At 74.5% G+C, this 10,163-nt stretch carries 6 protein-coding genes; 4 read left to right on the top strand and 2 right to left on the bottom strand.

Features of this window, described 5'->3' with window-relative positions; translation table 11 throughout:
* Positions 1–111 precede the first annotated feature (111 nt).
* A complete protein-coding gene (locus ACFWBF_RS08465) occupies positions 112–1,920 on the bottom strand; it encodes a serine/threonine-protein kinase (protein ID WP_385597181.1) in 1,809 nt (602 codons plus the stop codon).
* A 135-nt stretch (positions 1,921–2,055) separates the two neighbouring features.
* On the opposite strand from ACFWBF_RS08465, the gene ACFWBF_RS08460 reads away from it, so the two are divergent.
* The 4 genes from ACFWBF_RS08460 to ACFWBF_RS08445 are packed head-to-tail and all read left to right on the top strand — an operon-like array spanning position 2,056 to position 8,819.
* Positions 2,056–3,066, top strand: a complete 1,011-nt coding sequence (locus tag ACFWBF_RS08460) for a hypothetical protein (RefSeq protein WP_385597178.1) — start codon at positions 2,056–2,058, stop codon at positions 3,064–3,066.
* 56 nt (positions 3,067–3,122) lie between these two features.
* Complete coding sequence (locus ACFWBF_RS08455) at positions 3,123–5,135, top strand: hypothetical protein (RefSeq protein WP_385597175.1); 2,013 nt, start codon at positions 3,123–3,125, stop codon at positions 5,133–5,135.
* The gene (locus tag ACFWBF_RS08450) at positions 5,132–6,091 is read left to right on the top strand and encodes an AAA family ATPase (protein WP_385597172.1); all 960 of its coding nucleotides are present in this window, start codon (positions 5,132–5,134) and stop codon (positions 6,089–6,091) included. The genes ACFWBF_RS08455 and ACFWBF_RS08450 overlap by 4 nt, the downstream gene beginning before the upstream one ends.
* A complete protein-coding gene (locus ACFWBF_RS08445; RefSeq protein ID WP_385597168.1) occupies positions 6,084–8,819 on the top strand; it encodes a TIR-like protein FxsC in 2,736 nt (911 codons plus the stop codon). Before ACFWBF_RS08450 ends, ACFWBF_RS08445 begins: the two co-directional genes overlap by 8 nt.
* Here ACFWBF_RS08445 and ACFWBF_RS08440 read toward each other — a convergent pair.
* Entirely contained in the window at positions 8,755–10,095 is a 1,341-nt protein-coding gene (locus ACFWBF_RS08440) for an MFS transporter (protein ID WP_385597162.1), read from the bottom strand. The two genes, ACFWBF_RS08445 and ACFWBF_RS08440, sit on opposite strands and share 65 nt — an antisense overlap.
* Positions 10,096–10,163: the final 68 nt, after the last annotated feature.

The raw sequence follows: 10,163 nt of genomic DNA, 5'->3' as shown, positions 1-10,163 counted from the left end.
GCTTTGTCGCCGGGTTTGGGGGGTTGTGTTTTGTGCACCCGCGCCGGGCCGCCCCCCCCCCCCCCGCCGGCCGGCCCCCCCCCGACGACGGGCGAGACGGCGTCGATGGCGTCAGTGGCCCGAGGCCGGGCTGATGGCGTTGCGCCAGACGGTCACGTCCAGCGTGATGTATTTGCTGGTCGAGTCCTCGGGCGAGAACCCCTGGACCGTCAGGAGCCCCACGTGGCCCGCGCCGGTGATGACACAGACCTGCCGCCCCTTGGAAAGCTTGTTCACGTAGACGGTCTGGCTGAAGCGGGTGTCCGCACGGCACGCGGCCAGTGACCCCTCCTGCCCCGGGTCGAGCAGCACCAGCTGTCCGCCCTCGCTCTCCGCGTCGAGGTACGAGCCGGTGTCGTACGAGAGCTCGTACCCGCCGTCCTCCCCCTGCTGGGGCCGCATCGGTTCGTCGCTGAGCGTCAGGTGGTAGCCGGCCGTGAGGTTCACGCCCTTGTACTCCACGGGCTTCGGGTCGGCCTTGGCGCTCGGCTTCGAGGAGTTCTGCCCCGCGCCGGCGTTGCCGGATCCGGACGGGGTCCCGCCCTGCGCCTGCTGCCCCTTGCCCTGGTCTTTGTCCTTGAGCATGACGTACGCCGTGCCGCCGGCCCCGACGGTGAAGACCAGCGCCGCGGCGAGGGCGACGAGCGCGCCCCGCCTGCCCGAGCGCTGCGGGGGCCGGGGCGCCGGGGCTCCCGGGTAGCCCGGCGGTACGTGCGTCGGGGCGTAGGCGTGGGCGTGCATCGGGGACGGCGCGGGTGCGGGCGTCCGGTACGGCTGGGGCGGTTGCTGCGGCTGGGGCTGCGGCCGGCGCGGCTGAGTGGGCTGGTACGCCGGGGCCGGCCCGTAGCCGGGCGGCGGAGTGGCGGCCGAAGGCGGGGCGGCCGGGCGCACCGGCGCGGTGGGCGTGTAGCCCACGGACGGCGCGGCGGCGGGCGGCGGCGGGGTCTGCACCGGGGCGGGGGCGGCCGCGCGGACCGTGATGTCCGCGGCGACCGGAGCCGGGAGCCAGTCCTCGGGGCGGCGCAGCACCGTCTCCGCGTTCGCCGCCTGGCAGAGTGCGATGATCTCGGGGATCGACGGCCTGGCGTCGGGGTCCTTGGCCAGGCAGCGGGTGACCAGTTCCGTCAGCCGCGCCGGCACCCCGCTCAGGTCGGGCTCCTCGTGGACGATCCGGTAGAGGACACCGTGCGAGGTCCCCTCGCCGAACGCGGGGGATCCGGTGGCCGCGTACGCCGCGACCTGGCCCAGCGCGAAGATGTCGGTGGCCGCGGTGACCCGGCGTCCCGCGGCCTGCTCGGGCGCCATGAACGAGGGGGTGCCGATGGTGACACCGCTGCCGGTGAGGGAGGTGGCGTCGGCGGCGTAGGCGATGCCGAAGTCGATGACGCGCGGGCCGTCGGCGGCGAGCAGCACGTTCGACGGCTTGAGGTCGCGGTGCACGATGCCCGCCCCGTGGATGACGTGCAGCGCCTCGGCCATGCCGGCGATGAGCAGCAGCACCGCCTCGACGGGCAGCGCGCCGTGCGCGACGACGGCATCGGCGAGCGAGGGGCCCGGTACGTACGCGGTGGCCAGCCAGGGCTGCGCACCGTCGGTGTCGGCGTCGATCACGGGCGCCGTGAACAGCCCCTGCACCCGCTGCGCGGACTGCACCTCCTGCGCGAACCGCCGCCGGAACTCGGGGTCCTCGCCGAATTCGGGGCGGATCACCTTGATGGCCACGGGCCGTCCGCCGGGCGTGTACGACAGGTAGACCTTGCCCATGCCGCCCGCGCCCAGCTTGGCGGCCAGCCGGTACCCGGCGATGGTGGTGGGATCGTCTCCCGAGAGCGGCTGGAAAACCTGCGGGAATCCGTCCCGGTCCGGCTGCTGACCACTCATCAACTCACGTCTCCCAAGCAGAACGCCCCATCTCGAAGGGCACCCTACCCAAAGACTTGGCCGAACCCGCCGCCCACGGCGGCGGCTGGTTGTTAGCCTTCGGGGACACTGCGCTGTGCCATGGGGAGGCAGTCGATGCGGGCACGCCTGGTATTCGTCCACGGGATCGGCGCCGCCCGCGATCCGGCCCGCGAACTCACGGCCTGGACCGGGGCGCTGGCCGTCGGGATGCAGGAGGCCGGGCACTCGGAGGCGGCCCGCGAGCTGCTGGCCGGTGGCCTGGCCGAGTGCGTGTTCGCCCACTACGCAGACCTGTTCGGGCCCGGCCGGGCCCAGGGCGGGGCCGGCCCCGAGGTCACCGGCGACGCGGAGGCCAAGATCCTCTCGGAGCTCTTGGTCGCCTGGGTGGACGGCCTGTCCGAGGCGGAGGAAGCGGAAGCGGGGAAGGACGAGGACGGCGACGAGTGGGACCGCCGGATCCTCGACCACGCCCGGGCTCAGGCCGCGCCGAGGGGCCAGGAGCAGGGCAGCCTGGAGGTGGTACGCCGCGCGCTCAACGTGGCGACCACCGTGATGGCCCTCAAACCCTGGGGCCCCGCCGCCCGGTGGATCACCCCCAAGCTGATGGTGGGCCACCTGACCCAGGTGGCCCGCTACCTGGCGCGCGCGGAGGCCGGCCCGGACGGCGCCGGACTGGACCGCCGGATCCGCGCCCGGGTCGCCGAGGCGATCGGGGAGGGACCGGCCGTGGTGGTGGCGCATTCGCTGGGGACCATCGTCGCGCTGGAGGCCCTGCACGAACTCGCCACGACCACACCCCTGTTCGTGACCCTGGGCTCACCGCTCGCCATGCGGACCCTGGTGTGGCCACGGCTGCGCCCCCAGCCGCCCTGCGCGCCGGAGAACGTGGCGCAATGGCTGAACTTCTGGGACCGGGACGACATCATCGCCGTACGGCCCCGCCTGGAGCGGGGCGTACGCGCCAACCGCGCGGGAGTCGCCCCCGTCAGCCGGCGCGTCGACTCCGACGGCACCTGGGTCCACTCCGCCGAGAAGTACCTCGCCCAGCCGGCCGTCGCCGGACCCGTCGCGCAAGCCCTGGCCCGGCCGGTGGGAGGACGCGCCGACCGCGGTGACCTGGGATGAGAGGCCGCCGAGCCTCCCGCCGTCACCTCCTGGTGGTCGCGCCGCAGTGTGCGTCGATGGAGCGTCTGGCCCGCCTGGAAGAGGCGGCCGGCGGACTGTACGAGGCGCTCGCGGACCCCTCGCTCGGCGCGTGCGAACCCGGGTTGCCGGACGGGCGTACCGCCCTCGTCGCAGGCGACGGCCTCACCAGCCGGATGGTCCGGGACACCGTGGACGAGGCGGTGCGGTACGCGGCCGAGCACCGCGCGGCGCTCGTCCTCGCCTTCCTCGGCCACGGCTTCACACCCGGCCGCAGCAGCACGCTCCACCTCATGTGCGCCGACTCCACGGAGGACCTCCGGCAGGACTCCGTGAACGTGAGCGACCTCTTGGCCGTCGCCGTGGACCACCCGGGTGTCGGCGGCGTACTCGGCATCATCGACACCTGCCACGCGGCCGGAGCCCCGCCCACGGCCCAGGACCTGACCGGCGGCGCGCGCGGCGGCCGTACCCGGCTGGGGATGCTGATGGCCTCGTCGCTGGGCCAGCCCGCCGTCGACCTCTCCTTCTCACGGCAGCTGGCCGGGCTCGTCCGGGCCGGTCTGCCCGGCGCGGGCGGAACGCTGCGCGTGGGCGAGGTCCTCGACGCGCTGCGTACCGTCATCGTCGGCCAGGACCTCACCGGGTTCGACTTCGACGGAGACGGCTCGGCCCCGGAGCCCCTGTGGATCGCCCGCAACGCGCGGGTCCGCGAAGGCCTGCTGGGCGGCCTCGGCGGCAGGCTCGCGGCGGAGGAGCTGACCGAGGCCCTCGCGGACGTGGACCCCCGCATGCCCGTGCCGGACGCCACCCCGGATCTGCGTGCGGCCGTGCGATGCCGGGAGCAACTCCTGCACCTCCCGGCCTCCCCGGCCCGTGAGCGCGCGCTGCGCGGTGTCGACGGGCTGCTCGTCGCGGTGCGCACCGTCCAGTTCGTGCGGGGCTGGATCGGCGGCGAGCTGACCACCGACCGGATCCGGCATGCGCTGTACACCATGCTGGCGGCCGAGGGCAGACTGCCGACCGGCGACCCGAACCTGACCGACGTGGCCGTCATCGACGAGCTGACCTTCAACCACCCCGCCACCGAAGTGGACGGCAGACGCGCCGTCGCCCGGTTCGTGGCGCTGCTGGCCCAAGCCTGCGGCAAGGACCTGAAAGACCCCGAACTGCGCGCGTGGGGACAGCGGATCGAAGCCCCCGTCGAGGTCAACGACGCCATCGTGCACGCCGCCCGGCGTACGGACAGCCAGCGGCTCAGCCTCGTCGTCAGCCTGCACTCCTCCCTCACCGGGGACTGGCCCGAGGTGCTCGACGGCTGGCTGCTGCTGGACGGTGCGATGGTCCACCACGAGCAGTTCCCCAACGAGGCGGCGGACAGAAGGGGAGCCGAGAGCGCGGTCGAGGAGGCGGTCCAGTGGGCCGAGGAGCACGCCGCCACCCTCGAACTCCCGCTGAAGCGGCTGGACCTGGCCGTCCCCAGCGGGCTGCTGCTGGCCTGGCGGCCCGAGGAGGCAGGCGTCGCCATGCTGCTGGGCATCCGCTACGACGTACGCCTGCACTGGAGCAGCCGCCTCACCCCCGACGCCGTACTGCGCAGCATCGACTCCGTGGTCGCCGAGCGCTGGGCGTCGATCGCGCAATGCCATGTCGGCGCACCCGTCGACTGGCTGCCCCACGAGGACCTCGCCGATCCGCAGACCCTGCGCGACCACCTGCGCTACGGCCGCTACACGCGCGGCATCGGCCTGACCCGGCATCCCGGCGCCGACGCCCGGCTGATGGAGATGCTCCTCGCCTACACGCCGGTCCTGCTGTGGCCGCATGCGGCGGAGGGCTTCCCCGCGGAGCGGCACGGCTGCCTCGACCGGAACTGGTGGGCCATGCCGGGCGCGTTGGCGCGCGCCTACCGGGAACGCTGGCGGGGCGACGCGGGCGCCGGGCTGGCCGATCTGCGCGCCGTCTGGGACGACGAGGACTGGCTGCGCTTCTGCAGGTTCTTCAGGACTTCGACCCCGCTTGCCCGTACCCGTGAGGAGAGGAACCCATGACCTGGGACGCGTACTACCGGGGCGACGGTGTGCACAGGGCCGGTGTCTCCCTGCCCGAACCGCCCCCCTGGCGCACCTTCCCGATCCGCTCGGCCGCAGCGGTGTTCCGCCCGCCGGAGGGGCTGACCGACGCCGTGAACGCGGCGCTCGCGCTGCGCCGGCCGCTGCTGATCACGGGAGGACCGGGAACGGGCAAGTCCACGGTCATCGAGCAGGTGGCCACGGAGCTGGCGCTGGGACCCGTGCTGCGCTGGCACGTCACCTCGCGCAGTTCGCTCGCGGACGCCCTCTACCGCTACGACGCCCTCGGCCGCATCCACGCCCACCGGCTCCGGCAGGAGCAGGCGCGGGCGGGCACGGGCGCCGAGGTGGACCTGGACGACATCGCCGCCTTCCTGACCCTCGGCCCCCTGGGAACCGCGCTGCTGCCCGCGACGCGGCCGCGCGCCCTGCTCATCGACGAGATCGACAAGGCCGACCTCGATCTTCCCGGGGACCTGCTCGACGTGCTCGAACGCGGGGAGTTCCGCATCACCGAGCTGATGCGCGAGGAGCAGCAGAACGCGCGGGTACGGACCTGGGAGAGCGACGTCCGGCACGTGGTGCAGGACGGCCACGTGCAGTGCACGGAGTTCCCGTTCATCGTGATGACGAGCAACGGCGAACAGGAGCTCCCGGCGCCCTTCCTGCGTCGCTGCGTGCGCTACAGCATGCCCGCGCCGACGGTCGAACTGATCCGTGACGTGGTCCGCGGCCACCTGCGGCTGGACGTCGGCGAATCCGGGCCGGCGGCGGAGCTCGTCGCCGACTTCGTACGCCGGGTCGCGTCGGGCGAGAGCGTGGCGGTGGACCAACTGCTCGGCACCCTGCACCTCCTGGACGGCCCCGCCCGGTCCGAAGGCGCCGAGCGCGAGCGGCTCGTCGCCCTCCTGATGCGGGACCTCTCGGGTGCCTGAGGAGCCGCTGGCGGCGGTGGTCCGGGCCCTGCACGGTCTGGGCAGGGAGCTGGACGGCCTCTCGGTCGCCGAACTGCTCTGGCTCGCCGCCGCCACCCGGGCGCGCCGCGGTGCGCCGCAGCGCGCCGACGCGGCGGCCGTACCCCCGTCCCCCTCCTCCGGCGCCGTCGACCCGCGCGAGCGGCTCAGCGGGTGGGGCCCGCTCCACAGGCCGGTGTACGGGCCCTCGGCGTCCGGCGGTGACGCGGTGCCCGCCCGCCAGGTGCCCGTGCCCTCGGGGACCGCGCTCCCCCGTGCCCGGGAGATCGCCCGCGCCCTGCGCCCCCTGCGCCGGCCCTGGACAGCCGGCCGCAGACAACAGCTGGACCTGGCGCGTACGGTGGCCGGCTACGCCCGCAGCGGCGAGCTGCTGCCCGCCTTCCGCCCGGCTCCGGAGCGCTGGTTCGACCTGACCGTGGTCCTCGACCGGTCGCCGACCATGGCCGTGTGGGGCGACACCGCGGACGAGCTGCTGAAGGTACTGGCCACGACCGGGGCCTTTCGCACCCTGCGGGTCCGGGAGGTCGACACCTGGGAGGCGCGGCCCCGCACCCGATCGCCCGGGACCGGATCCCCGACGGCCCGGCAGCGCCGGCTGACGCTGGTCTTCTCGGACTGTGTGCCGGGCGCCGACGGCGCCGGGCTCTGGGACCGCGTCCACGCCTGGGCCGGGGCCGCTCCCACCCTGCTCGTGAACCCGCTGCCGCCGAAGATCTGGCGGCACTCGGGTCTCGACCTCCCGGCCGTGAAGGTGACCACGCCCGGCGCACCCGGCGTCCCCAACACCCGGCTGCGGTTCCTGGCGCCGCCGTTGCTGGAGGACGCCTTCCGGACGCCCGCCGGGCGCCCGGACACGTGGCTCCCGCTGCCGGTCGTCGGCCTCTCCCCGCGTTCCGTCGGGCGCTGGGCCCGCACCCTCATGCGGGGGGACCCCGCCGGCTGCGAGGCGGTCCTGGTACCGGAGCCGGGCCTGCTCACCCGTACGCCCGCTCCCCCGGACGCCCCGGCCGACGCCGGGCAGCTCGTCGAGGCGTTCCTGCACCGGGCGTCGGCGCCCGCCGTACGCCTGGCCGTGCTCTGCTCCCCGTACCCGCGGATGCACGCCGGGCTGTTGCACCTGGTGCGCCAAGAGCTGGTCCCGGAGGCGAGCGCCGCCAACATGGCCGAGGTCGTCGTCGGCGGCCTGGTGTCGGTCGAGGAGGGCCCCGGGCAGGGTGGTCCGGTGCTGAGCTTCCGGGACGGCGTTCGCGAACGGCTGGCCCCCAGGCTCGGGGCCCGGGACGCGGTGCGCACCCGGGCCGCGGTGAGCCGGTTCATCGCGGCGCACACCGCTGCCCCGTCGCGCTTCCCCGCGCTGGTACCCGACGCGGAGGGGGACGCCGAGATCGCCTCCGGCGGAGCGCCGTTCGCCGAGGCTTCCCCGCAGACGCTCCGGGCGCTGGGGGTCGTCTCCGAGGAACGCGTGCCCCGGCCGGAGGCCGGATCCGGTGGCAACCGGCCGTACTTCTTCCTCAGTTACGCGCACACTCCGCGCTACGGTGCCGGGGGGCCGGACCCGGACAGGTGGGTGGAGCGCCTGTTCCGTGACCTCTGCGGCCACGTCACGGCGCTGACGGACCTGCCCGCCGGGGCCGATGCCGGGTTCATGGACCGGGAGATCCGCGGCGGCGAGGGCTGGTCGGAACGGCTCGGGGCGGCGCTCGCCACCTGCCGCGTCTTCGTACCGCTCTACTCGCCGCGCTATTTCGCCAGCGAGATGTGCGGGAAGGAGTGGTTCGCCTTCTCGCAGCGCGCCATCCGCCACGGCGCCGTCAGCAACCAGCCGGCCGAGGCCATCGTGCCCGCCCTGTGGGTGCCGGTACCGCCGTCCCAACTTCCCGGCCCCGCCGAGCGGTTGCAGTTCAACCACAACACCTTCGGCGAGCGCTACGTCACCGACGGGCTGTACGGCCTGATCAAACTGCGCGGCCACGCGGAGCAGTACGAGGTGGCGGTGTTCGAGCTCGCCAAACGGATCGTCGAGGTCGCCGAGACCGTCCGGCTCGGACCCCACCACCCGGTGGACTACCGGACGGTGCCGAGCGCCTTCGGCACGGCCACGTCGTACCAGGGCAGTCTGCGGATCGCCGTGGCGGCCCCCACCCGGGGGAACCTCCCCGAGGGGCGCAGTGCCGACTACTACGGGGACAGCCCCGACGACTGGAATCCGTACCATCCCGAGTCCGCGAGGCCGCTGGCCCATGTGGCCGCCGACCTGGCGTACCAACTGAACGACCAGGCGGACCTCTCCACCCTCGAACACGAGGTCGCGCGCAGGGACCACCGCCTGGCCACCGGGCCGTTGATCCTGCTCGTGGACCGCTGGGCACTGGAGCTGCCCGCCGTCCGCGGCGCCCTGGCCGCCTTGGACGCCGCCGATCCGCCGGGATTGAGCATGGTCGTGGCCTGGAGCCGCCACGACCAGGAGAGCATCGCGGCGGGGCCCCGTCTGAGCGGCCGACTGGCCGAAACGGTCCCGAACATGCTGCGCCGGAGCACGCCCCGCACCACCGGGGGCGCGCTCAGCCTGGAGGGCTTCGGCAATCTGATGCCCCAGGTCGTGGCCGGCGCCTACGAGGACCACTTCAGGCGCCCCTCGCCACGGGGCGACCTGCCCCCCGGATCCGGCTCGACCCTGGAGCCCGGGTAGCGGCCGGCGCATGACCGTGCGGGGCCGTGTCGCGGGCCCCGCGTGCGCCGCGGACCGGATCTTCGGGTTCGTCGCCCCGGGCGGGCCACAGCGCGGTGGCGGCCACCGCCGCGGCCAGTGCGACGCCACCGAGGACGGCGGCGGTGACGGGCAGCCCGGCCCCGGCCGCGAGCAGGCCCGCGAGGGGGTAGGTCAGCAGCCAGCAGCCGTGCGCGAGGGAGAACCGAGCGGCGAAGGCGGCGGGCAGTTCGGCGTCGGCGGTGCAGCGGCGGAGCACCCGGCCGCCGGGGGTCGAGACGGCGGAGCAGGCGGCGCCGATCAGGGCCCAGGCGGCCAGGATCCCGTACCAGGACCAGCCGGCCGGGGCCGCGGCGGTGAGCGCGGCCACGGCGGCCAGCACCACCGGCAGCGCGCGGGCGGCCGGGAGCATGACCGCCCGGTCCGTGCAGCTTCGGAGCAGGCGGGGCAGTTGGAGCGCGGCGAGCATGGATCCCGCCCCGTACGCGCCGAGCGCGAGGGAGACGGCGGCGGCGGGCCGGTGGAAGTGGTCGCGGACCAGCTCGACGGTGTCGACGAAGACCAGGGCCCCGGCGGCGGCGACCGCCAGATCGAGCGCGAGCAGCGCCCGCAGCCGTGGCGTCGCCAGGAAGCGCCGGATCCCGTACGCGGCCCTCGCGCAGCCGCCGCCGGCCCGTTCGACGGGGGCGCGCCTCGGCAGTACGGCGGCCCCGACGAGGGCCGCGGAGGCGAGGAAGCCCGCGGCGGTACCGGTGAACAGCCAGCCGTAGGGGACCAGGGTGAGCAGGGCGGCGGCGAGCGCGGGGCTGAAGAGGCTCTCCAGGTCGTAGGCGAGCCGGGACATGGACAGGGCCTGCGTGTAGTCGCGTTCGGCGGGCAGCACCACGGGGATGGTGGCCTGGAAAGTGGGGGTGAAGGCCGCCGACGCCGCTTGGAGCAGGAGGATCAGCAGGTATGTCTGCCAGACCTGGGTGACGAACGGCAGCGTCAGCGCGACGCTGGCGCGGGTCAGGTCCGCCGTCACCATCAGGGCGCGGTGCGGCATCCGGTCGGTGATCGCGACGACCGCCGGGGCGACGACGACGTACGCGACCATCTTGATCGCCAGCGCGGTGCCGAGGACCGCGGAGGCGTTGCCGTCGGCGATGTCGTACGCGAGCAGGCTCAGCGCGACGGTCGCGAGCCCGGTTCCGACCAGCGCGACCACTTGGGCCGCGAACAGGCGCCGGTAGGTGCGGTTGCGCAGTACGGACGGCATCACCCCACCATCGTAACCAACATGTGCGTACACGTGCACATGTAGAACGGAAATCGGCCGGCCGGAAA

This window comes from Streptomyces sp. NPDC060028 (genome assembly GCF_042736725.1).
Taxonomy (GTDB): Bacteria; Actinomycetota; Actinomycetes; order Streptomycetales; family Streptomycetaceae; genus Streptomyces.
The sequence above is the reverse complement of the archived record's forward strand: the minus strand, read 5'-3'. Positions and strand labels throughout refer to the sequence as shown.